The sequence below is a fragment of the Pedobacter frigidisoli genome, from assembly GCF_032678525.1.
GTDB classification, from domain to species: Bacteria; Bacteroidota; Bacteroidia; order Sphingobacteriales; family Sphingobacteriaceae; genus Pedobacter; species Pedobacter frigidisoli_A.
On record NZ_JAVTSE010000003.1, the window covers coordinates 63,384 to 86,159 of the forward strand.

Below are 22,776 nucleotides of genomic sequence, written 5' to 3' on the forward strand. Positions count from 1 at the left end.
AATGGATAGAAATACCTTTACAGGAATGTTCCTGATCATGATCATATTGGCAGGATCATTCTACTTTTTTAGGCCAAGCGAGGCCGAAATGAAAAAAGCCCGCGAAATTGAGCACCAAGACTCTTTAAAAAAGGCTGGTATAGCACCAGTTGTTAAAGATACTACTGCCGCTAAAACTATCGCTACGGTTCCAACAGTTGACTCTCTGGCACTAAAAGGTCCGTTTGGCACTGCTTTAGCCGGTACAAGTACCAACACCGTACTCGAAAACGAAAATTTATTGATTAGCCTCAGCAACAAGGGCGGTAGAATTTCATCTGTTGAAGTTAAAGGTCAGAAAACATTTGCGGGTAAACCCTTAATCTTGTTTGATGGTGAAGCCAATAAATTTGGGTTGACTTTAAATGCAACAGGTAAAGTAATCAATACAAATGATTTGTATTTTAAACCAGTTAAAGCTGGTAATAAAGTTACAATGCGTGCCGATTACGGTGCCAATGCGTATGTTGAATATGTTTATAGTTTGAAAGGCTTGAGTAACAAGGTTGATTTCAAAATCAATCTGGTTGGCCTTCAGCAAGTGATAGCAGGTAATGCGGTTAATTTAAACTGGTCTACGGTATTATTACAGCAAGAAAAGTCGATCGAGAGTGAACACAGATATTCAGCACCATATTACAAGTATGTTGATGGAGATGTAGACCACCTGAGTGTTTCTAAGGATGAGAAAGAAGAACTTACCAAAGGTAAAATACAGTGGTTTTCCTTTAAACAGCATTTTTTCTCGGCATCTTTAATTTCTAAACAAGGTTTTGATAAGGGCAGTCTGGAAGTTAAAATCCCGACTGCTCCCGGACAGGTGAAGTTTTATGATGCTAACATGGAATTGGCCTATGCACACGCTCCAAACCAAAGCTATGACATGGAATTTTACTTTGGAACCAATAAATTTTCTGCGTTAAAGGATCAGGGTTATGATTTGGAAAAACAGGTTGATCTTGGTTACTGGCCATTAAAATACATCAATCGTTTTATCGTATTGCCTGTTTTTAATTTTCTGAACAACTTTGGCTGGAACTTCGGTTTAATCATCCTGGTATTAACGATTTTGTTAAAAGTTGCATTGTCTCCGTTGACTTACAAATCTTACCTGTCTATGGCCAAAATGAGAGTTTTGAAGCCGGAAATGGATGAAATTAAAGCTAAGGTAGGTGAAGATAATCAAACCCTTGTTCAGCAGGAATATTTGAAATTATATAAAAAAGCTGGTGTAAATCCGCTTGGTGGTTGTTTGCCTATGGTATTACAGTTGCCACTCGTAATGGCTTTCTTTTTCTTTTTCCCTAACCTGTTTGAGTTGCGAGGGGAAAGTTTCTTGTGGATGAAAGATCTATCAACTTACGACGAATTCATCAAGTTTGGTGTGAAGCTACCTTTTATCGGTGATCACTTGAGTTTGATGTGCGTACTGATGACGATTTCGACATTAATCATGACCTATTTCAACAACCAGACGTCTGGTGCTACCGGTCAGATGAAGTATATCGGCTACATTATGCCGGTTATTTTCCTTGGTGTTTTAAATAGTTACCCATCAGGATTGAACTACTACTATTTCCTGGCGAACTTAATGACATTTGGTCAGCAGATTTTAATTCGTAAAATGGTTGATGACGATAAGATACATGCTTTAATTCAACAAAATAAAGCGAGACCAGCTGATGAAAAAAAGAAAAAATCTAAATTCCAACAGCGTTTAGATGATTATATGCGTCAGCAGCAGCAAGCTAAAAAATAATTGCACTATTAAAATTGAATAGAGACCACGATTGTTTAACAGTCGTGGCTTCTTTGCTTTACATCCCCTCTAATAGCTTGCCCTGGCGGTTTATTGTAATATTTGGCATACAAGTTTTTAAATAAGCCAAAAAATTCCAATTTTAGACGATTAGAACTTCACCAACAAATTAATTTACATTCCAAAATGCAAAAAAGACTAACAGTTATTCTGCTTTTCGTTGTCACTTTTGCCTACGCACAAAAAAAACCACTGGATCATAGCGTTTATGATACCTGGGAATCAGTAGGAAGCAAGCAATTATCAAACAATGGTCAGTGGGCCATGTATGGCGTTATACAACAGGAAGGCGATGCACAATTGTACATCAGCAACCTGAAGACTAATGCGAAGATTAATATCGCAAGGGGAATGAATGCGCAATTTAGTAACGATTCTAAATTTGCTGCTTTCAATATCCGTCCTTTTAATAAAGACCTGCGTCAGGCAAGGATCAAAAAAAGAAAGCCAGATGAAATGCCAAAAGATTCATTAGGGCTTATTAACCTGAATTCGGGATTGGTTTCAAAGTTTCCGAGAGTAAAATCTTTTAAATTTCCGGAAGAAGGATCTGGCGTACTTGCTTACCTGACTGAGAAACCAGATACAGCAAGGAAAAATGCAAAACCTGCGGATAAAAAAGATGGTGTAGCTGATTTCGCTGATGACGAACCTGCTGCCAAAGGAAAATCAGAAGAAGGAACCGATCTTATTGTCAGGAATCTGATTACTGGTATAGATAAAACTTACAAGTTTGTTACCGATTATGCATTTAGTAAAGATGGCAAACAGCTTGTATTTTCATGTAGCGGTTCTAAAAAAGATAAATTGGCGCCTCAGGGTGTATTTCTATTGAATACAGAAAAGGGAAATTTAAAAACTTTAATAAAAGGTAAAGGAACCTTTAAAAGTTTCACCTTTGATGAGGATAGCGAACATTTAGCTTTTATAGGTGAACAGGATCCTGAAAAGCAGGAAATCAAGAACTATAATATCTACTACAATTCATTAAGTTTAGATACAGCACAGATTCTGGTTGATTTTGATATGCCTGGATTACCTGCAAAGTGGTCGGTAAGCGGAGATGGCAGAGTGAATTTCAGTAAAGATGGAAAGAAGCTTTTCTTTGGAATTGCTCCTGTGAAAAAGCCAAAAGACACCACAATAGTTGATTTTGAGGTGGCCAAGGTTGATGTCTGGAACTATAAAGATGATTATCTTCAGCCGATGCAACTAAAGAATGCAGAGCGCGATAGCAAAAAAAGCTATCTTTCGGTGATCGATGTATTTAGCAGCGATCCGAAAGTGGTACCATTGACTGATGTTACTCTTCCTGATGCCAGTTTAATTGCAGAGGGTGATGCTAACTTTGTATTAGCGTCGACAGATTATGGACATCGTATTGAATCTCAATGGAGCGGCTCTACATCAAAAGATTATTTTCTGGTAGATACCAAAACCGGACAACGGAAAAAAATTATTTCAGGTCTGAATGGAAACGCTATGGCCTCTCCTGGTGGCAATTACATTTTATACTTCGACCGGAAAGCCGCAAACTGGTATACTTACAATGTTGCAAATGGCAAAATCGTTGCGCTCACCGAAAGTTTGAATGTTAAATTTGTCGATGAAGATAATGACGTGCCTGACCTTCCGGGATCATATGGAGTGGCTACCTGGACAGAAGGCGATAAAGCTGTTTTGTTGAATGACAGGTATGATATCTGGTCTTTTTCACCAGATGGAAAAAGCCCGGCTAAAAACATTACTGCCGGTTTCGGAAGAGCAAACAACATTACCTTCCGTTACGAAAGGGTTCAGCAGGAAAACCGTTTCGAGCGTAATGCAGATAATAAATTTGTTAAAGCGAATGAACTGGTTTGGCTGGATGGGTTTAATAACATTACCAAAGAAAACGGGTTTTATAAAACTACTGTGGGCTCGGTTAAAGCACCTGAACTGGTTGTAATGGGAAAAACCAAATACTCTAACTTGTTAAAGGCTAAAGACGCTGATGTTTATATTTATGATAAAGGTAATTATGTTGAATCGCCTAATGTATATGTAACTAACGATTTTAAAACAGAGACAAAATTAACCAATACAAATCCTCAACAAAAGAATTACAATTGGGGCACTGCAGAACTGGTGAAATGGGTCACTCCAAAAGGTTATAAGGCGGAAGGCATTTTGTACAAACCTGAGAATTTCGACCCAAATAAGAAATATCCGATGATTGCTTATTTTTACGAGAAGTTATCTGATGGTTTATATACGTATCAAGCCCCAGCCCCCACTCCTTCCAGACTGAATATTTCTTTTTTTGTGAGCAATGGCTATCTTGTTTTTGCACCGGATATCAGTTACGAAGCAGGACATCCAGGCCAATCGGCAGTGGAGTATATCAACTCAGGAGTAGAAAGCTTAAAGAAAAATAATTGGGTAGATGGAACTAAAATTGGTATTCAAGGTCAGAGCTGGGGAGGTTACCAGGTTGCGTATTTAATTACGCAAAACAACATGTATGCGGCCGCCTGGGCTGGTGCACCAGTAGCAAATATGACATCTGCTTATGGCGGTATTCGTTGGGAAACCGGTATGAACCGGCAGTTCCAATATGAAAAAACACAAAGTCGTATCGGTGCTACCCTTTGGGAGAAACCTGAGCTTTATATTGAGAACTCTCCCTTGTTTATGTTTCCAAAGGTGAGTACGCCAGTGGTTGTGATGGCAAACGATGCCGATGGTGCTGTGCCATGGTATCAGGGCATTGAAATGTTTACGGGTTTACGCCGTTTAGGTAAACCGGTTTGGATGTTAAATTATAATGGTGAAGCACATAATCTTGTACAGCGCCAGAACCGAAAAGATATTCAGATTCGCGAGCAACAGTTTTTTGATTACTACCTTAAGGGAGCCAAAGCACCTGCCTGGATGACCAATGGTATTCCGGCAACTGAAAAAGGAAAGACCTGGGGTTTTGAATTAACTGATGATAAGCCTTAATTAATCACGAGGTTTTTACGTAGCGTTAAGCGTCCATAGTGCTGGTTTACATATCCGCATTATGGACGCTTTTTATTTAAGAACAACTGGCGAGAGGCTTTTCAAGAACTGACTATTTGATTTATGCAGAGAAATTAAACTAAAAAACCTATTTTCACCAATCATAAAAACGAAACAAATTAAATGGCATTAAGCAGGATCTGGTCGGGATTTATTATTGTAGCTATTGTTGTAGCAAGTATCAAATGCTTTTTCTTCGGGCAAACTGATATTTTTAACTGGATGGTAATTGGTAAAGCTGATGACGCTGCAAATCCATTGAAACTTGATGGAGTAATTCAAACCTGTTGGGTTGCGGTTGAACTTTGCCTTAAACTCATCGGTATTTTAGCCCTCTTCATGGGATTAATGAGTATCGCAGAGAAGGCTGGTGGAATTCGTTTATTATCACGAATTGTAGGTCCGTTCTTTTCAAAGCTATTTCCTGATATACCAAAGGGGCATCCATCAATGGGGCACATGATTATGAATTTTTCAGCCAATTTATTGGGGCTTGACAATGCGGCTACCCCATTCGGACTGAAGGCTATGGAGAGCCTTCAGGAACTTAATCCCCGGAAGGATACGGCTTCCAATTCGCAGATCATGTTTTTGTGTTTACATGCTGCAGGCTTGAGTTTAATTCCTGTAAGTGTAATTGCCATCCGTGCTTCTCAAAATGCCTCTAATCCTACGGATGTGTTCATCCCCTGCCTGATTGTAACTTTTGTGGGTACCATGGCTGCCATGCTGATTGTATCCTTCAAACAAAGAATAAATATTTTTCAGCCTGTTGTGATCGGTTGGATAATGGGACTCTCGCTGATCATAGCAAGTCTGGTATTCTACATCCGTTCGCTGGATGCTGTTGGAATCCAGTCATTTTCCGGTTTGCTGAGTAATGGTTTAATCCTATTTATATTTCTCGTCATCGTAATTGGTGCCTTATATAAAAAGATCGATGTATTTGATGCATTTATAGATGGTGCAAAGGATGGTTTCAATACTGCAATCAACATTATCCCCTATCTGGTAGGGATGCTGGTAGCCATAAGTTTACTACGAACCAGTGGTACCTTTGATGTCGTAATTAATGGCATAAAGAGCGTATTTGTTTATTTAGGCACTGATACCCGTTTTGTAGAAGGGCTGCCAACGGCTTTAATCAGGCCCTTAAGTGGTGGCGCTGCAAGGGGCATGATGGTGAGTACGATGGAAACCTATGGGGCGGATTCCTTTGCTAGCAGGCTATCCGGAATATTTCAAGGAGCATCTGATACTACTTTTTATGTGGTAGCCGTTTATTTCGGGTCAGTAAAAATCAAAAATACCAGGTATGCCATTGGATCGATGTTACTTGCAGATCTGGTAGGTGTTTGTACTGCTATAGGCATATGCTACCTGTTTTTTGGTTAATAAGCTTGCCTGAACACAAAAAAATCCCGGCTTCTTTAAAAGCTGGGATTTTTTTACGGGCGTTGTATTAAATGGGTTGAATTTTTAGGTACTCAGGCTGGCAAAGATAACCTATTGATAATTTCATCGATAGCATCTGGCTCAATAGCGACATTTTTGGATGCACACCATTTTTCCGATCTTGTATCAAGCCAGATACAGAATGAATGGTAACCATCTAAAACAACGGCGTAGGTTTCATGAAAGTCATCTTGAATGCGCATGCAAAATCCCTTGAAGATCTTGCCTCTAACAATAAATTGCAGGGTTGAATAATTTTCTAACATGGCTCATTATATTTTTGGTTAAGTTACAACAATGTATTAATGAGAATGTTTTGTTAATTTAAAGGAATCAATAAATAATTCTTAACTAAATTCAGGAAGCTTAACCTATGTTTAACATGTTCGAGTAGCCTCTTGCTATTAAACGCTTTTTCGAAGGCAAATGTATCTCACATTGGAGATTTAATATGGTCCTTCCTTTTTTTACGATTACTGTTTCCGCGATGATTTCATCCCCTTCTGCTGCTGGTGCAAAATAGTCGATATAGTTACTAACTGTTGTATAGCGATCATTTAGACCCATAGTATAAACAGTAGCTCCAATTAAATCATCTATTATCCCTGCTGTAACACCACCGTGCAGAATCTGGTATGGGTTTGTCATTTCTTGTCGAACAGTGTATCTACATGCCAAAACTCCGTTTTCGGCTTTAATCAAAACCGGTGCAAGCCAGTTCATAAAGTTGGAAGGCGAATTTGTAATAATTTGCCCTAAAGACTGACGTAAGAAATTTAAACGCTGTTCACTTAATGATTCATCCATAGTGATAAGAAAATGTATATCGTAAAGTTAAAGATTTGTGCCATATCCAGAAACGATTATTTTTGGATCAACTATCTTTACCAGTTTAAAACGGCAAAACCAGTTTAAAGCTAAAGTTTCTACCCATATTATAAATCCCTGACCGGCCATTTGGAGAGGACTGGTAGTACTCAAAATACTTCAACCTGTTTAAATGGGATTGATAAGCAATATTGAAAATGTTTTCGGCCTGAAAAAATATCTCAGCAATTCGTTTACCAGACTTGCCCATGATTGCTGAGCCAATGCCAGCATTAAACAACGTATAGCCACTTGTGAAGGTTTCTGTATTGTCGAGCGCATAGAACTTATGCTGAGCGGAAGTAATGGCCACGTCCATTTTGATAAAAGGTTTATCCAGTAATCCAGATTGTTTTTGAGCAGTCAGTTTTAATTCAGATCTAATTTGAAGCGGTGGGATAAATGGTAAATACCTGGCATCCCTCCCATGCAGTCGCAATAATTCACTGTTTTGATTTATTCCTGTTACGTAGGCTATACTGTTATTCAGACTGAGCCATTTTAGTGAAGATGGATGGAGATTTACTGAAAATTCTGTACCATACAACCTGGCTTTTGATTGTTGATATTGATAAGTCAGGTTGCCGGGTACAATTACTACCGGATTACCGTTTTCATCAGTTAATCGTGATTGATAGATATAGTTCTGGATATGGTTATTAAAAACTTCAAGGCTAATATCCAGATCTTTGAGATAGGCGATCGTGCCCAGGTCTTGCTGAAGGTTAAACTCCGGCTTAAAGTTTCTGTTGCCCAAGTAAACGATATGAGCTCCCGGATCCAGACCGTTAGACCCGATTTCTGTGATGTTGGGCGCACGATATCCGCGGGCGATATTGGCTTTGATAACCACCTTTTTTGAAAGATTATAGGTGAGACCCAGGCTTCCGGATAATCCGTAGTAATTCTTGTCGAAAGATGGGAACTGTAAGTTGCTGTTAGGGGTTTGAGCAGTAACCTGCATACCAAATCCGGTTTCAGGATTATTACCCACGTAAAAATTATTCCAGTAAGTGTTTCTACGATCTATCCTCACCCCGCCGGATATGTCAATTTTATCTATTGTTTTTTTAATAAAATAAAAGGCACCAATGTCAAAGAGATTATAATCCGGAATTGGGAAATCGGTAGCCGATTTACTTCTGTTAGTTTGGTACATGCCATTGATACCAATTGTGCTTTCAAAACCGGAGAAGTCGGGTAAATTATATTTGATATCATAGTTTATGGTGTTTAGCACCACATATAAACCGGCCTGATCAGGTGCAGTTGGATGGTTAAATTCTCTTCGCACACTTTGCTGGCGGCCAATTAGCCATTGAAGTTCGCTGTTACGGAATTTCAGTCGGCTAGAATTGTACAAGCGGAAATGTTGAATATGCTGATGAAGTGGATTAATGCTGTATTTTCTAAGTGATTGTTCACCAACAACTGGTCTGCTTTTAATGTCATCACCTTCGTCAAGTGTTTGCATTGTAAATCTGCGTGTGATGGAGTCTCTGCTTCCGTCAGGAATTTCCATTAAGTTGTTATAGAATGTTATTGCTGTTTTCGAATAGAATCCTGATTGATCCAGGACTGCACTTGCCGACAGATTTTGCTCTTTAAATGCTGTACCGTAAACATACCTATCGATTTTATTGTAATAACTATGTGCCGCTTTCGAAGTTGCCCGGGCAGAAAATTTCCAATGATCAGTGGTATAACTTAGACCGAGCGAAGCACCGTACATTCCATTGTTAGTTTGGTAGTTTGACGTGAAATCACCTTTAAGCATGGCTATCTCTGTCTTTGCAACATCAGGAATCATATTAATTACGCCTGCCAGCGCGTCAGAACCGTAAGTTAAACTGGCCGGCCCTTTTATCACCTCCACTCTTGCAATACCATATTCATCTACTTCTATTCCATGCTCATCGCCCCATTGCTGCCCCTCTTGTCTTAAGCCATCATAAAGGGTTAAAACACGATTATAGCCCAGCCCCCTGATAAATGGTTTGGATACATTTGGACCGGTCGTTACCGCAGAAACGCCGGGAATCCCTTTTACAATAGCATCAATCAGATTGGTATTCATATTCTGATTCATCGCTGATTTATTTAAAACGGCAATTGGAACCGGATTTTTTCTAAGTTGCGTTGCCCGATTAACGCCGGTTACCACAACCTCATCAAGTTCCGAACTGAGATTGATCATTTCTAAATCAAACACTGCGGTGTCCTGATTCAAGTTAAGTTTCAATTTTCTGTTTTGATAACCAATACCGCTAAATACGATCAACCATTCGCCTTTTGGTAAGTTTTTGAAATAATAGTGACCTTTACTGTCAGATTTCACAAGTTTCTTCAGCGCTGGTAATTGGATGTTGATATTCTCCACAGGCAGACCCATAGATGTAACTGTCCCGCTCAGGTGAATATCCTGGGCTTTAACAGTCACGGTACAAACAGACGCCAATAGCATCAGGTAGTAGTATTTCATAATGGTAACTTATCTAAATATATTTTTAGACAAATCTAAATTTAAATTTATATAAATCAAATTTAATTTGTGTGCACTTCGATAATATTGATCTGGCAGTATTTATGGCTTGAATTTTGTTAAACCGTATCTTATGGAAGAAAATCAATATCCCGAAAAAAGAATTCTGAAGCCATCAGTAATTCATGATGATTTGCCAGAGGTTAGAAAGCCTGAACACCTGAGAAAAGCCTTACCTAACCATGATGATTTACTTCCAGAAAATCCGGAGCGAAATTACCACCACGAAGACTTAGGGAATAGCGCGCCCAGCCATGATCGTATTGAACATGCAGACGATGATGTTTGGAATGGAGAAGATGCCTGAGGAGCGGTAATGAATGCAGTTTTTTGCACTCATTTTCGGCCTCACAAATTCCATTAAAAAGCATATCTTTGCGCAAAGATGAAGCATATACGTAATTTTTGCATTATTGCACATATCGACCACGGTAAAAGTACCCTGGCAGATAGGTTATTAGAATATACAGCAACAATTTCGCAGCGTGAAGCGCAGGCGCAGTTGCTGGACAACATGGATTTGGAGCGTGAGCGAGGCATTACGATTAAAAGTCATGCTATACAAATGAATTATAAGGTTGGAGATATTGAATATAACTTTAACTTAATTGATACTCCCGGACACGTGGATTTCTCATATGAGGTATCACGTTCAATTGCGGCCTGTGAAGGGGCATTACTTATTGTTGATGCATCGCAGGGTATTCAGGCGCAAACAATCTCTAACTTATACCTGGCTTTAGAGCACGATCTCGAAATTATTCCCATTCTCAATAAAATGGATTTACCTGGTGCAATGCCTGAAGAGGTAAAGGACCAGATTATTGATTTGATTGGTTGTAAACGTGAAGACATTATTCCTGCTTCTGGTAAAACGGGTATGGGAATTCCAGATATTATTCAAGCCATTGTTGACCGCGTTCCTGCTCCGGTTGGTGATCCTGAAGCGCCGTTACAAGCATTGATTTTCGACTCTGTATTTAATTCATTCAGAGGAATTATCGCTTATTACAAGGTGGTTAACGGTGAAATCAAAAAAGGAGATAAAGTAAAATTTATCAATACCGGTAAAGAGTATCTGGCTGATGAAGTTGGTATTCTGAAACTGGATATGGCGCCACGTAATGTGGTAAAAACCGGTGATGTAGGTTACATTATTTCTGGTATTAAAGAAGCGAGAGAGGTGAAAGTTGGTGATACGATTACGACTACTGCAAGACCATCGTTAGATGCAATTCAGGGTTTTGAAGAGGTTAAACCAATGGTTTTCGCGGGGATTTATCCGGTTGATACTGATGAGTTTGAAGAACTTCGCGAAGCGATGCACAAGTTACAGCTGAATGATGCATCGATTGTTTTCGAACCGGAAAGTTCTGCTGCTCTGGGCTTTGGTTTCCGTTGCGGATTTCTTGGAATGCTTCACATGGAGATTATCCAAGAGCGTCTGGAGCGTGAATTCGACATGACAGTAATTACCACTGTTCCCAACGTTTCTTACGTTGCCCATACTACCAAAGGCGATGAAATTTTTGTAAACAATCCATCAGATTTGCCTGATCCAAGTAAACTGGATTCGGTTGAAGAACCATATATAAAAGCTAACATTATTACTAAAGCCGATTTTGTCGGACCTGTAATGTCACTTTGTATTCAGAAAAGGGGAACGATAGTAAATCAATCGTACTTAACATCTGACCGGGTTGAATTGGTGTTTGAAATGCCAATGGGCGAAATAGTATTCGATTTTTATGATAAATTGAAAACCATTTCCAAAGGATACGCTTCTTTTGATTATCATCAGGTTGGTTACCGAAAATCAGATTTGGTTCGTTTGGATATGTTGATTAATGATGAACCTGTTGATGCTTTATCATCACTCATCCACCGCAGTAACGCTTACGACTTCGGAAAGAAAATCTGCGAGAAATTGAGAGAATTAATTCCACGCCAGCAATTCGAGATTAAAATCCAGGCATCGATTGGTGCTAAAGTTATTGCCCGTGAAACCCTTAGTGCTTTACGTAAAGATGTAACCGCTAAATGTTATGGTGGTGATATTTCCCGTAAACGTAAGTTATTGGAGAAACAGAAAAAAGGTAAAAAACGAATGCGGCAGGTTGGAAACGTAGAAATTCCCCAATCAGCGTTTATGGCAGTGTTGAAATTAGATTAGAAATCAGATAGGAGATAATAGACAGGAGACATCAGACAATTAGTTCATCTCAGATCTCAAATCTCACTTCTCACATCTTTTGAAAATGAAATTATTAGACGGTAAATACGTATCAGAAAAAGTTAAAGTTCAAATTGCAGAAGAAGCTGCAGAATTTTTGAATAAAAGTGGCAGAAAGCCTCACCTGGTTGCCATTTTAGTGGGTAATGATGGCGGCAGTGAAACCTACGTGGCCAGCAAAATGAAAAATTGTGAAAAAGTTGGTTTCAGGTCATCACTTCACAGATATGATAATTCAGTATCTGAAGCTGAATTGCTCGCTAAAATCGAGGAAATTAATCAGGATGATGAGGTGGACGGACTAATTGTTCAGCTGCCTTTGCCGAAACATATCGATCCTGAAAAGGTTACCGAAAAGATCGACCATCGCAAAGATGTTGATGGTTTCCATCCGGTGAATTTGGGTAGAATGATGCGCAATTTACCATGTTTTATTCCGGCTACACCTTACGGCATCATGCTTATGCTGGAAGAATACGATATTGACACTACAGGAATGCATTGCGTTGTAGTAGGCAGAAGTAATATTGTCGGAAGCCCTATGAGCATACTGATGGCTCGCAACGCTAATCCTGGAAATTGTACGGTGACACTAACACACTCACGTACAAAAGATTTAAAAGAACAGGTATTACAGGCTGATATCATCATTGCTGCGATTGGTAAAAAGAACTTTATCACTGCTGATATGGTGAAACCTGGAGCAATTATTATCGACGTTGGTATTAACCGCGAAACTTCAACAGAAACCAAATCAGGCTTTAAATTATATGGTGATGTGGATTTCGAGAATGTTGCACCAATATCGTCTTTCATAACCCCTGTGCCTGGTGGAGTTGGGTTAATGACAATTGTTGGTTTGCTGAAAAATACATTGGCATCGGCCAGAAAAGAAATTTACCCTTAAGGCATAGCGATGGAGATTGCTCCGCACTTTTACAAAAACAAGCGTTCCAAGAAACTGGATCGCTTGTTTTTTAGCCCCATAATTTACTCCACCAGCTTTCTTCAAAACCCACGTACAAGCCATCTTCACGAAAATCAGTGGGGTAAATGTTGATATAGTCTCCTTGCCCCCCGGCCCCTCTCCCTGTACTTAAACTGTATTCGAAGCGGTGGATCGGACAGATTAGATGTCCATTCTTACACCATCCTCCGGAAAAATGTCCACCGGCATGCGGACAGTGAGATTGTGTAGCGGTCAAATTTTCTTCATCGTTTATGATGCAAAGTTGTTTGCCATTTACATTTACCGTTTTTATCGTGCCTGAACCTGGAATCTGTATTTTATTTAACGCTTTGAACCACTTCATAAAGCTAAAATATCAATTAAATATCAGTGTTATTTCATCTTTGTATTAATTTTCAAAAGAGAAACAGCTTCACCATATTTTTTTAGGATATTTGCATCCTCAAAAATGAAACAAGACATACCAGAAGACGGCACATTACTTCCTTTAATGGAAGAGTTTTACACCATACAAGGCGAAGGATTTAATACGGGAAAAGCGGCATATTTCATTCGTTTAGGGGGCTGCGATGTGGGCTGCCACTGGTGCGATGTTAAGGAAAGCTGGGATGCCGAAATTCACCCACTTACTCCTGCCAATGTCATTGTTGAAAACGCTGACCGCTTTCCTGGAAAAGCTGTAGTAATTACGGGTGGTGAACCCTTGATTTATAATCTGGACTATCTAACAAATCAACTTAAGGAACGCGGCATATTAACATTTATTGAGACTTCTGGCGCTTATCCGTTGTCGGGAAATTGGGATTGGATTTGTTTGTCTCCAAAAAAATTCAAAGCACCTCGCCCTGATATTACACCGTTTGCTCACGAACTAAAGGTGATCGTTTTCAATAAGAGCGATTTTAAATGGGCAGAAGAGTACGCTGCGATGGTATCTCCAACCTGCAAACTATATTTGCAGCCTGAATGGTCAAAATCAAAAGAGATTACTCCATTGATCATTGATTACGTAATGGCCAATCCGAAATGGGAAATTTCTTTACAAACACACAAATTTTTAAATATTCCGTAAATAGTTTACATTAGCTTTGATAACCAAATGTTAATGTAATGAAATACTGGTTTCTTCTTTCGCTTATTTTTTTGAGTGGTTTCGCAAATGCTCAAAATTCTCCAAATAAAAAAGCATTAAACTTTTTCGAAAGGGCAAATCCTTTTATACAGAAACAGGATTATGCATCTGCAGAGCAGGTACTGAAAAATGCTGTTGAAGCAGACCCCCTATTTCAGGATGCATATGAATTGCTAGCCGGAGTTTACAAAGCACAACGGAAATACATTGAGGCTAAGGGTGCATTTCAGAGAGTAGTTACTTTAAGTAAAAACGTATCCCCAGAAGTACTTTTTGGTACTGCGGAGATGGAGTTCGCTACTCAGGAATATGAGAAAGCCAGACAACATTTTACTCAGTTGCTAAATTTGGATGCATCCTCAGAGCGTGCAAAGAAAGCCACAAAATATCTTATGGATTGCGACTTTTCAGTAGTAGCAATAAAAAAGCCATTTAAATATACCCCAAACAATCTTGGTAAGGGTGTAAATACCACTGATGCTGAATATTTCCCTGCGCTAACAGCAGATGGCGAAACACTGGTCTTCACGAGACAAGTAAATGGTAATGAGGATTTCTGGACCTCTAAATTTAAAAACAATTCGTGGAGCATCGCTACGCCTTTGTCTCAGAAAATAAATACACCAAGGTATAATGAAGGAGCTCAGACCATATCGCCAGATGGAAAATACCTGTTTTTTACCGGATGTAACCGACCTGATGGTTTAGGTAGATGTGATATATATGTTTCACATCGTGAAGGGAATGACTGGGGTGAACCGTATAATGTCGGTAAACCCGTTAACTCTGAATATTGGGAATCGCAGCCCGCAATTAGTCCGGATGGCAGAACACTTTATTTCATCAGTAACCGTCCGGGAGGTTCTGGTGGATATGATGTTTGGAAAAGTACCATAACAGACGATGCCAAGTGGGGACCTGCGGTAAACCTTGGCCCAGAAATAAACACTGCTTACGATGAGAATACTCCCTTTCTTCATGCCGATGGTAAAACGCTTTATTTCTCTTCGAATGGCTGGCCTGGATTCGGTAATAAAGACATTTATTACAGCAGAATGGATGATAGCGGTAAGTTTACACAGCCTGTTAATCTGGGGTATCCCATTAACTCATTTGATGATGAAAGCGGTTTGATTGTAAGTGCCGATGGTAACCTGGGGATGTTTTCCTCTAACTTAAAAGATGGTTTTGGAGGTCAGGATATTTATAGTTTTGGCATTCCTGAGCCAGCGAAACCCTTAAAGGTTTCTTATGTCAAAGGTATCGTTCGGGATAAGGATACTAAGAAGACGATAGAAAGCAACGTACAGGTGGTGGATTTAAAAACAAATAAAACAGTTTTTGATGATTATACCGATCCTGAAACAGGTGAGTTTTTAGCCGTAATGCCAATTGGAAGTGATTATCTTTTTAACGTGAATGCTGAAGGATACTTATTTTATTCAGAAAACTTTGAGCTCAAGGCCGGCGACATCAATAAGCCTTATCAGATTGAGGTTTACATCGAAAAGATCAAGCAAGGTGGAAATGTTACATTAAGGAACATTTTCTTCGATACTAATAAATATAACCTGCTCCCTTCTTCAATAAAAGAACTTGATTTATTAATAGACTTTTTGAATGAAAATACAACCGTAAATATTGAAATCCAGGGGCATACGGATAATATTGGCGATGCAAAGCTTAATGAAAAACTGTCGCTGAATAGAGCAAATGCTGTCTACGATTATTTACTGAAAAATAATATTGATTTAAAAAGACTCACTTTTAAAGGATTTGGAGCGAGCAGGCCAATTGCAGATAATAAGACTGAAATTGGAAGAAAGAGTAACCGCAGAACCTCATTTTTAATAACAAAAATCTAGCAATATGAGATGTCGCTCAAAAGTATTTCCCTGGTTAGGTTCCGGTAAATCGGGAAATTTAAACGGGAAATACTTTTAAGGCGGATTTTTAGATGATCGCTTGCCTGATGCGAATGAGTTGAGTTAAGGTTTCCTCGAGTAAATCAAGATGGAGCATATTAGCGCCATCAGATTTTGCGTTCGCAGGATCTGGATGTGTTTCGATGAATAAGCCATCGGCACCAACTGCAATTGCCGCCTTCGCAATAGTAGATATCAGTTCTGGTTTACCACCAGTAACACCACTACTCTGATTAGGCTGTTGTAACGAATGAGTACAATCCATTACCACAGGAACACCAAAACCTTGCATCTCCGGTAATCCACGGTAATCAACAATCAGGTCCTGGTAGCCAAAGGTATTGCCCCGGTCAGTTAAAATTACTTTATCATTTCCGGCCTCTTTAATTTTTTCAACTGCAAATTTCATTGAGCCAGCCGATAAGAACTGACCTTTTTTCACATTCACAACCTTTCCTGTATGCGCTGCCGCGATTAATAAATCGGTTTGGCGACAAAGAAAAGCCGGAATCTGCAAAACATCTACATACGCAGCTGCCATTGCAGCCTCGTCACTTTCATGTATATCTGTCACGGTAGGTACCCCGAATTCCCGGCCAATGCGTTCCAGAATACGTAGTGCCTTTTCATCTCCAATACCTGTAAAAGAACTTCCCTTACTTCGGTTTGCCTTGCGGTAGGAGCCCTTAAAAATATATGGAATTTGAAGTTTATCCGTAATAGTAATAATCCTTTCTGCAATGCGCATTGCAATATCCTCTCCCTCAATTGCACAAGGGCCCGCCATCAAAAAGAAATTTCCTGATTCTGTATTCTTTATTTTATCTAAATAGTTAAGCATAGTTGAGATTTGAGATTTGAGATTGGAGTCAGGCAATTTCAAACCCCATCGATTTAAAATCTAATACCCGTCCTCTCAGATCTAATTTTAGTTTCCTAGTTCTGACATGAATTTAATTCTCATTAATTGAATTTCTTCACGGGTATAATCAGTTTCTCCAAGTTCATTTAAAGCATCATCAATTGAATCACTTTCAGCAGCCCTGAAATAGTCAAATACCTCGTCTTGTCTGTCATCGTCAATCACCTCATCAATAAAGTAGTTGAGATTAAGTTTAGTACCGGAGTTAACAATGGATTCAACCTCTTTTAAAATCTCTTCATAAGTAATGCCTTTTGAGTCGGCAATATCTTCTAAGCCTATTTGGCGGTCGATATTCTGAATGATAGATACCTTCATTTGAGACTTGTTTGCCTGAGTTTTGATAATCAGGTCTATCGGTCGCTCAACGTCATTATCGTCTACATATTTCTTGATAAGCTCAATAAAGGGGCCTCCGAATTTCAGTGCTTTGCCAGAGCCGACACCAGAAATCTGGCGTAACTCCTCCATAGTAATAGGATAATGCGTACACATCTCCTCTAAAGAAGGATCCTGAAAAACAACAAAAGGAGGAACACTTTTCTGTTTTGCGAGTTTCTTTCTTAAATCTTTAAGCAATTGAAGTAAATGTGTATCCAATGCGCCTGTAACCTGTTTAGCATCATCCTCATCTTCTTCTACCCCGTCGCCTATTGGTTCATTGAGGATAAATTTCAAACTATAAGGGTTTACAATAAACTCCCTTCCCTGTTTAGTTAATTTCAACAGTCCGTAGTTATCAATATCTTTATAAAGATAATTATTCAAAACAGCCTGCCGGATAACAGATTTCCATAGTAGCTCTCCCTCACCTTTTCCAATTCCAAATTCAGGAACTTTGCTGTGCTCATATGCGATAGTCTGGGCAGTCTCCAGACCCAGAAATACATTCAGAAGATGTGCGTCATCAAACTTTTCTCCTGTCGTATCAATAAACTTAAGCAATACAGATAGCTGTACTTCTGCATCAAACTGCTTTTTCGGTTTTTTACAATTATCGCACATGCAGTTACAGCCTGTTTCGTTAAAGTTTTCGCCGAAATAATGAAGAATTTGCTTACGGCGACATACGCCTGATTCAGCATAATCAATCACTTCTTTAAGGATTTGAGTCCCGATTTCACGTTCCGAAACGGGCTTGTCTTTCATAAACTTGGCAAGTTTATCTACATCCTTTTGCGAATAGAAGGCAATGCATACACCCTCCCCGCCATCACGACCGGCTCTGCCAGTTTCCTGGTAATAGCCTTCCATACTCTTTGGAACATCATGGTGGATCACAAAACGAACATCAGGTTTATCGATACCCATTCCAAAAGCAATGGTAGCAACAATTACCTCTGCATCCTCCATTAAAAACCTGTCCTGGGTTTCTGCCCTCACTTTAGGCTCTAAACCTGCGTGATAAGGCAGTGCACTAATCCCATTGAGGTTCAATGCTTCGGCGACTTCCTCAACCTTTTTTCGGCTAAGGCAATAAATAATACCTGATTTACCCGGATTGGATTTAATGTATTTGATAATTTCTTTTGTAATGTCTCTTTTGGGGCGGATTTCATAAAATAAATTTGGCCTGTTGAATGAAGACTTAAATAAAGTAGCCTCACTCATCCCAAGATTTTTCATGATATCCTGTTGCACCTTCGGTGTTGCAGTAGCCGTTAAAGCAATTATAGGAATATTGTTTCCCAATCCCCCAATCACCTGTTTTATTTTCCTGTACTCTGGCCTGAAGTCGTGTCCCCACTCCGATATACAGTGCGCCTCATCAACGGCGACAAAAGAAATTTTAATCAGATTAAGAAATTCTATATTTTCCTGTTTCGCCAGAGATTCAGGCGCAACATAAAGTAGTTTGGTCTGACCGCTTAAAAGATCAGATTTGACTTGAGTGATCTCAGATTTGTTTAAAGACGAATTTAGAAAATGAGCAATGCTGTCATTCCCGCCAAAAGCCCTTAACTGATCTACCTGGTTCTTCATTAGCGCAATTAGTGGGGAAATTACAATTGCAGTTCCCTCACTCATTAAAGCAGGTAGTTGATAGCAAATAGACTTCCCTCCGCCCGTTGGCATAATCACAAACGTGTTGTTGCCCTCTAAAATATTTGTAATGATCGACTCTTGATCACCTTTGAAATTATCAAACCCAAAGAAATTTTGCAGGTTATCAAATAACGACTTTTTCACGTCCATTTTGTGTAATAAAATATGCGATGCTATTTTTCTATCCAAAATAACATAATTTTACAAGAAATTCAAGTATCACAAAACATTTTTTTTCTCTTTGAAAAGTAAAAAATCAATAATACAATCAGCCATAGGCACTTTGGAGCTAGAGGCAGCCGCAATTTTAAATGTCGCCAGAAATCTAAATGATGATTTTGAAAAAGCAGTACATGCCATTCTATCGTGCGATGGAAGAGTCATTGTAACCGGCATAGGGAAAAGTGCAATCATTGCACAAAAGATAGTAGCTACTTTTAATTCTACCGGAACGCCAGCAATTTTTATGCATGCTGCCGATGCCATCCATGGCGATTTGGGTATGATACAAACCAAAGATGTGATTATCTGCCTTTCTAAAAGCGGTAACACACCGGAAATCAAAGTTTTAATTCCGCTACTTAAAGGAGCAGAAAACAAACTGATCGGCATGGTTGGCGAAGCAAAATCATTTCTTGCTGAACAATCTGATATTGTGTTAGATACGTCCTTCGAAAAAGAGGCTTGCCCCCACAATCTTGCTCCTACAACCAGCACAACTGCACAGCTGGCAATGGGTGATGCATTGGCTATTTGTTTACTCGAGTGCCGTGAATTTAATGAAGCCGACTTCGCAAAATATCATCCCGGAGGTTCTTTAGGTAAAAAACTTTATTTGAGAGCGAAAGATTTAGCTGCCTTAAATGAAAAACCTTCAATTTATGCATCAGCACCTGTAAAAGATGTATTGATCGAAATTAGTAAAAACCGTTTGGGTGCTGTTGCTGTTGTAGATGAAAAACAGCAGGTAATTGGAGTAATTACCGATGGTGATATTAGGCGTATGCTGGAAAACAATGGATCGATAGTAAATCTGATTGCAGGTGATATCATGGGGAGATCACCAAAGAGTGTTCAGTATGATGCACTTGCAGTTGATGCGCTGGATATCATCAAGCAAAATAATATTACCCAATTGCTAGTTCTCAAACAAAATACTTACTTTGGCATCATCCATTTACACGACCTGCTAAACGAAGGTATAGTGTAAATTTTAAAACCTAAAATGAATAAAGATTATTACGCACTTATCATGGCCGGCGGCGTTGGAAGCCGTTTTTGGCCCGTGAGCAGAACCGAGTATCCAAAACAGTTTATTGATTTCTTCGGGGTAGGAAAAACATTAATACAAAGTACCTATGATCGGTTTTTGAAAATCTGTCCACCAGAAAATATTTTCATTGTTACCAACGAGATTTATTCAGGTCTGATTAAAGAGCAATTGCCGGAACTGAGCAACAATCAAATATTGGCAGAACCGCTGATGCGAAATACTGCTCCCTGTATTGCTTACGGTAGCCTTAAAATACACGAGTTAAATCCAAACGCTACAATTGTTGTTGCCCCATCCGACCATACTATCGCCAATATCGATGGATTTATTGATTCAATACAGCAGTCGCTAAACGCAGCATCAAAAAACGATTGCCTGATTACATTAGGTATTAAACCAAACAGGCCTGATACGGGGTATGGCTATATTCAGCATACTGAATATGTGTTAAACACAGATACCGACTTACACAAGGTAAAAACATTTACAGAGAAGCCTAATCTTGAATTAGCAAAGTCGTTTATCCAGAGTGGTGATTTCCTTTGGAATGCCGGAATCTTCATCTGGTCAACCCGATCGATTCTTAAAGCCTTCGAAAAGCATCTGCCGGATATGTATGAGATTTTCAATATTGGCAAATCTGAATTGAATACCAGTAACGAAAAAGAGTTTATCAATAATGCCTATCTGCAGTGTACTAACATTTCTATTGATTTTGGAATAATGGAAAAAGCGGATGATGTTTATGTGCTTCCGGCCGACTTTGGTTGGTCTGATTTGGGCACCTGGGCATCCATCTATGAAATGGCAGATAAAGATTATGTAGGCAATGCGGTAATACCTTCTGAGCAGGTAATTATGTTCGACTCTTCCAATTGTATGGTAAATGTACCGAAAGATAAACTGGTTATTTTAAACGGGCTGCATGATTATATTGTTGTAGAAAATAATAACATGCTTATGGTTTGCCCGAGGAATGAAGAACAGAAAGTAAAAGAATTTGTTGCCGAAGTGAAGTCGCGTTTTGGAAATAAATTTATTTAGTACAACCACAATATATAAAAAAGCCTGACTATCAAACAATAGGCAGACTTTTTCATTTACATTACAGAAATTGATTAAATTTCATTACTGTAAACTGATCTTATCGCGTCTCTTAAATTGTATTTTGATGCCATTACCTCTCCGTAAGCACCCGCACTACGGATAGCAAAAATATCCCCCCGGAATGATTCAGGTTGCTCTACTTCTTTACCGAAGCAATCTGTACTTTCGCAAATTGGACCAACAATATCGTATTTAACCAAAGCCTGAGAGTCAGGGCCTTGAATTTGGGACAAGTTCTCAATCTTATGGTAGGCCTGATATAGTGCCGGGCGCATCAATTCCGTCATGCCTGCATCTAAAACCACAAAGTTTTTCTTTTTACCTTTCTTAATATACAAGGCTCTGGTAATTAGCGAAGCTGATTGGCCAACTAATGCTCTTCCCAATTCGAAATGCACTTCCTGATTAGGTTTAATATCCAGGAAATCCTTAAATATTTTAAAATAAGATTTGAAATCAGGGATTTGATTGTCAGGATTGTAGTAGTCGATACCTAAACCCCCACCTACGTTTAAAACTTCAACGGTGAAACCTTTATCCTCAAACCAGGTACAAAACTCATTTACCCTAACACAAAGGTTTTTGTAAACGTCAAGGTTTGTAATCTGTGATCCGATATGAAAATGGATTCCGATAAACTTAAGGTTCGCCGAAGCTTTCAGGGCATCAGCACATTCAGGTAAATCCCAGGAATTAATACCGAATTTGTTCTCGTCTAAACCAGTCGTAATGTTGTGGTGCGTATGTGCATCCACGTTTGGGTTGATACGGATAGCTACCTGAGCTACTTTACCTTTAACTGCTGCAAGTTCATTTAAAACTTCCAGTTCCTGGATGGATTCTACGTTGAAGCAAAATATATCCAGATCCAATGCTTCGTTTATCTCCTTATCAGATTTCCCAACACCAGCAAAAACGATTTTCTTATTGTCGAAACCGACCTCTACAGCTCTTCTTACTTCGCCGGCACTTACACAATCTGCACCAAAACCGATGCTTTTAATATGCTCAAGCAAAACGGCATTAAAGTTTGCTTTTAAAGCATAGTGGATATGAAACTGATAAGGTGCAGCAGCTTCAGCACAGGTACTTAAAGTTTGCTGAAGCAAATCTGTGTCGTAATAGTAAAATGGCGTTTCTATATTGTCAAACTTTGATATATCTTTATCGGCAAACATGTTTAAATTCCTTATTATATTTTTAATTCTGTTCTTTGGGCTGGTCTACATTGGTAACTACCTCGACTTAAAGCATGGAAGAATTACCCAAAAACAATACAACGGAAAAATTCGTTTCTCTATCGTATTGCTCCTGATTGTATTGTTCCTTTTATTTCTTAAAAAATGAAGATAGCAGCAGCCATATTTATCGTCCTTATTATTTCTTTGGGCTTATTTAATT

The 22,776-nt window shown here is 39.0% G+C and carries 17 protein-coding genes; 10 read left to right on the top strand and 7 right to left on the bottom strand.

Annotated features, from left to right (window positions below; translation table 11 throughout):
• Nucleotide 1: 1 nt before the first annotated feature.
• The 3 genes from yidC (at nt 2) to R2Q80_RS09400 (ending at nt 6,298) form a co-directional block, all read left to right on the top strand.
• On the top strand, nt 2–1,798 hold the full coding sequence (gene yidC / locus R2Q80_RS09390; protein WP_316799349.1) for a membrane protein insertase YidC: 1,797 nt from the start codon (nt 2–4) through the stop codon (nt 1,796–1,798).
• Nucleotides 1,799–1,984: 186 nt separating this feature from the next.
• The gene (locus tag R2Q80_RS09395) at nt 1,985–4,843 is read left to right on the top strand and encodes a prolyl oligopeptidase family serine peptidase (protein WP_316799350.1); all 2,859 of its coding nucleotides are present in this window, start codon (nt 1,985–1,987) and stop codon (nt 4,841–4,843) included.
• Between the two features lie 183 nt (nt 4,844–5,026).
• Nucleotides 5,027–6,298 (top strand): nucleoside recognition domain-containing protein, encoded by a 1,272-nt coding sequence (locus R2Q80_RS09400; RefSeq protein WP_316799351.1) that lies wholly within the window; start codon nt 5,027–5,029, stop codon nt 6,296–6,298.
• A gap of 92 nt (nt 6,299–6,390) precedes the next feature.
• Here R2Q80_RS09400 and R2Q80_RS09405 read toward each other — a convergent pair whose 3' ends face one another.
• The 3 genes from R2Q80_RS09405 to R2Q80_RS09415 all read right to left on the bottom strand — a co-directional run bounded on the left by R2Q80_RS09405 (nt 6,391) and on the right by R2Q80_RS09415 (nt 9,707).
• A complete protein-coding gene (locus tag R2Q80_RS09405; RefSeq protein WP_047797781.1) occupies nt 6,391–6,624 on the bottom strand; it encodes a hypothetical protein in 234 nt (77 codons plus the stop codon).
• A gap of 100 nt (nt 6,625–6,724) precedes the next feature.
• On the bottom strand, nt 6,725–7,165 hold the full coding sequence (locus tag R2Q80_RS09410; protein WP_316799352.1) for a PaaI family thioesterase: 441 nt from the start codon (nt 7,163–7,165) through the stop codon (nt 6,725–6,727).
• Between the two features lie 85 nt (nt 7,166–7,250).
• Nucleotides 7,251–9,707 carry a TonB-dependent receptor gene (locus R2Q80_RS09415; protein WP_316799353.1) on the bottom strand — a complete coding sequence of 819 codons (2,457 nt, stop codon included), beginning with the start codon at nt 9,705–9,707 and terminating at the stop codon, nt 7,251–7,253.
• A 133-nt stretch (nt 9,708–9,840) separates the two neighbouring features.
• Between R2Q80_RS09415 and R2Q80_RS09420 the strand changes: the two genes are divergently transcribed.
• From R2Q80_RS09420 to R2Q80_RS09430, 3 genes are all read left to right on the top strand, one after another.
• Entirely contained in the window at nt 9,841–10,074 is a 234-nt protein-coding gene (locus R2Q80_RS09420; protein ID WP_316799354.1) for a hypothetical protein, read from the top strand.
• Nucleotides 10,075–10,152: 78 nt separating this feature from the next.
• A complete protein-coding gene (gene lepA, locus R2Q80_RS09425) occupies nt 10,153–11,940 on the top strand; it encodes a translation elongation factor 4 (protein WP_316799355.1) in 1,788 nt (595 codons plus the stop codon).
• A gap of 85 nt (nt 11,941–12,025) precedes the next feature.
• Nucleotides 12,026–12,907, top strand: a complete 882-nt coding sequence (locus R2Q80_RS09430) for a bifunctional 5,10-methylenetetrahydrofolate dehydrogenase/5,10-methenyltetrahydrofolate cyclohydrolase (protein ID WP_316799356.1) — start codon at nt 12,026–12,028, stop codon at nt 12,905–12,907.
• 70 nt (nt 12,908–12,977) lie between these two features.
• Here R2Q80_RS09430 and R2Q80_RS09435 read toward each other — a convergent pair whose 3' ends face one another.
• The gene (locus R2Q80_RS09435; protein WP_316799357.1) at nt 12,978–13,313 is read right to left on the bottom strand and encodes a Rieske (2Fe-2S) protein; all 336 of its coding nucleotides are present in this window, start codon (nt 13,311–13,313) and stop codon (nt 12,978–12,980) included.
• A gap of 105 nt (nt 13,314–13,418) precedes the next feature.
• Here R2Q80_RS09435 and R2Q80_RS09440 point away from each other — a divergent pair, with 105 nt between their 5' ends.
• Both R2Q80_RS09440 and R2Q80_RS09445 read left to right on the top strand, forming a co-directional pair.
• Nucleotides 13,419–14,042 (top strand): 7-carboxy-7-deazaguanine synthase QueE, encoded by a 624-nt coding sequence (locus R2Q80_RS09440; protein WP_316799358.1) that lies wholly within the window; start codon nt 13,419–13,421, stop codon nt 14,040–14,042.
• A gap of 38 nt (nt 14,043–14,080) precedes the next feature.
• Nucleotides 14,081–15,967: an OmpA family protein gene (locus R2Q80_RS09445; protein WP_316799359.1), complete on the top strand. Its 1,887-nt coding sequence runs from the start codon at nt 14,081–14,083 to the stop codon at nt 15,965–15,967.
• 88 nt (nt 15,968–16,055) lie between these two features.
• On the opposite strand, the gene kdsA is transcribed toward R2Q80_RS09445, so the two are convergent.
• Both kdsA and recQ read right to left on the bottom strand, forming a co-directional pair.
• Nucleotides 16,056–16,868 carry a 3-deoxy-8-phosphooctulonate synthase gene (gene kdsA / locus R2Q80_RS09450; protein WP_316799360.1) on the bottom strand — a complete coding sequence of 271 codons (813 nt, stop codon included), beginning with the start codon at nt 16,866–16,868 and terminating at the stop codon, nt 16,056–16,058.
• Nucleotides 16,869–16,955: 87 nt separating this feature from the next.
• Nucleotides 16,956–19,145: a DNA helicase RecQ gene (gene recQ, locus R2Q80_RS09455; protein WP_316799825.1), complete on the bottom strand. Its 2,190-nt coding sequence runs from the start codon at nt 19,143–19,145 to the stop codon at nt 16,956–16,958.
• Nucleotides 19,146–19,236: 91 nt separating this feature from the next.
• Between recQ and R2Q80_RS09460 the strand changes: the two genes are divergently transcribed.
• Nucleotides 19,237–20,205, top strand: a complete 969-nt coding sequence (locus R2Q80_RS09460; RefSeq protein ID WP_316799361.1) for a KpsF/GutQ family sugar-phosphate isomerase — start codon at nt 19,237–19,239, stop codon at nt 20,203–20,205.
• Nucleotides 20,206–20,220: 15 nt separating this feature from the next.
• The gene (locus R2Q80_RS09465) at nt 20,221–21,312 is read left to right on the top strand and encodes a mannose-1-phosphate guanylyltransferase (RefSeq protein ID WP_316799362.1); all 1,092 of its coding nucleotides are present in this window, start codon (nt 20,221–20,223) and stop codon (nt 21,310–21,312) included.
• A gap of 74 nt (nt 21,313–21,386) precedes the next feature.
• Here R2Q80_RS09465 and lysA read toward each other — a convergent pair whose 3' ends face one another.
• Nucleotides 21,387–22,553 carry a diaminopimelate decarboxylase gene (gene lysA / locus R2Q80_RS09470; protein ID WP_316799363.1) on the bottom strand — a complete coding sequence of 389 codons (1,167 nt, stop codon included), beginning with the start codon at nt 22,551–22,553 and terminating at the stop codon, nt 21,387–21,389.
• Nucleotides 22,554–22,776 lie beyond the last annotated feature (223 nt).

Coding starts and splice junctions, on each gene's coding strand:
- yidC (WP_316799349.1), top strand. CDS start 2: ATGGATAGAAATACCTTTACAGGAATGTTCCTGATCATGATCATATTG.
- R2Q80_RS09395 (WP_316799350.1), top strand. CDS start 1,985: ATGCAAAAAAGACTAACAGTTATTCTGCTTTTCGTTGTCACTTTTGCC.
- R2Q80_RS09400 (WP_316799351.1), top strand. CDS start 5,027: ATGGCATTAAGCAGGATCTGGTCGGGATTTATTATTGTAGCTATTGTT.
- R2Q80_RS09405 (WP_047797781.1), bottom strand. CDS start 6,624: ATGTTAGAAAATTATTCAACCCTGCAATTTATTGTTAGAGGCAAGATC.
- R2Q80_RS09410 (WP_316799352.1), bottom strand. CDS start 7,165: ATGGATGAATCATTAAGTGAACAGCGTTTAAATTTCTTACGTCAGTCT.
- R2Q80_RS09415 (WP_316799353.1), bottom strand. CDS start 9,707: ATGAAATACTACTACCTGATGCTATTGGCGTCTGTTTGTACCGTGACT.
- R2Q80_RS09420 (WP_316799354.1), top strand. CDS start 9,841: ATGGAAGAAAATCAATATCCCGAAAAAAGAATTCTGAAGCCATCAGTA.
- lepA (WP_316799355.1), top strand. CDS start 10,153: ATGAAGCATATACGTAATTTTTGCATTATTGCACATATCGACCACGGT.
- R2Q80_RS09430 (WP_316799356.1), top strand. CDS start 12,026: ATGAAATTATTAGACGGTAAATACGTATCAGAAAAAGTTAAAGTTCAA.
- R2Q80_RS09435 (WP_316799357.1), bottom strand. CDS start 13,313: ATGAAGTGGTTCAAAGCGTTAAATAAAATACAGATTCCAGGTTCAGGC.
- R2Q80_RS09440 (WP_316799358.1), top strand. CDS start 13,419: ATGAAACAAGACATACCAGAAGACGGCACATTACTTCCTTTAATGGAA.
- R2Q80_RS09445 (WP_316799359.1), top strand. CDS start 14,081: ATGAAATACTGGTTTCTTCTTTCGCTTATTTTTTTGAGTGGTTTCGCA.
- kdsA (WP_316799360.1), bottom strand. CDS start 16,868: ATGCTTAACTATTTAGATAAAATAAAGAATACAGAATCAGGAAATTTC.
- recQ (WP_316799825.1), bottom strand. CDS start 19,145: ATGGACGTGAAAAAGTCGTTATTTGATAACCTGCAAAATTTCTTTGGG.
- R2Q80_RS09465 (WP_316799362.1), top strand. CDS start 20,221: ATGAATAAAGATTATTACGCACTTATCATGGCCGGCGGCGTTGGAAGC.
- lysA (WP_316799363.1), bottom strand. CDS start 22,553: ATGTTTGCCGATAAAGATATATCAAAGTTTGACAATATAGAAACGCCA.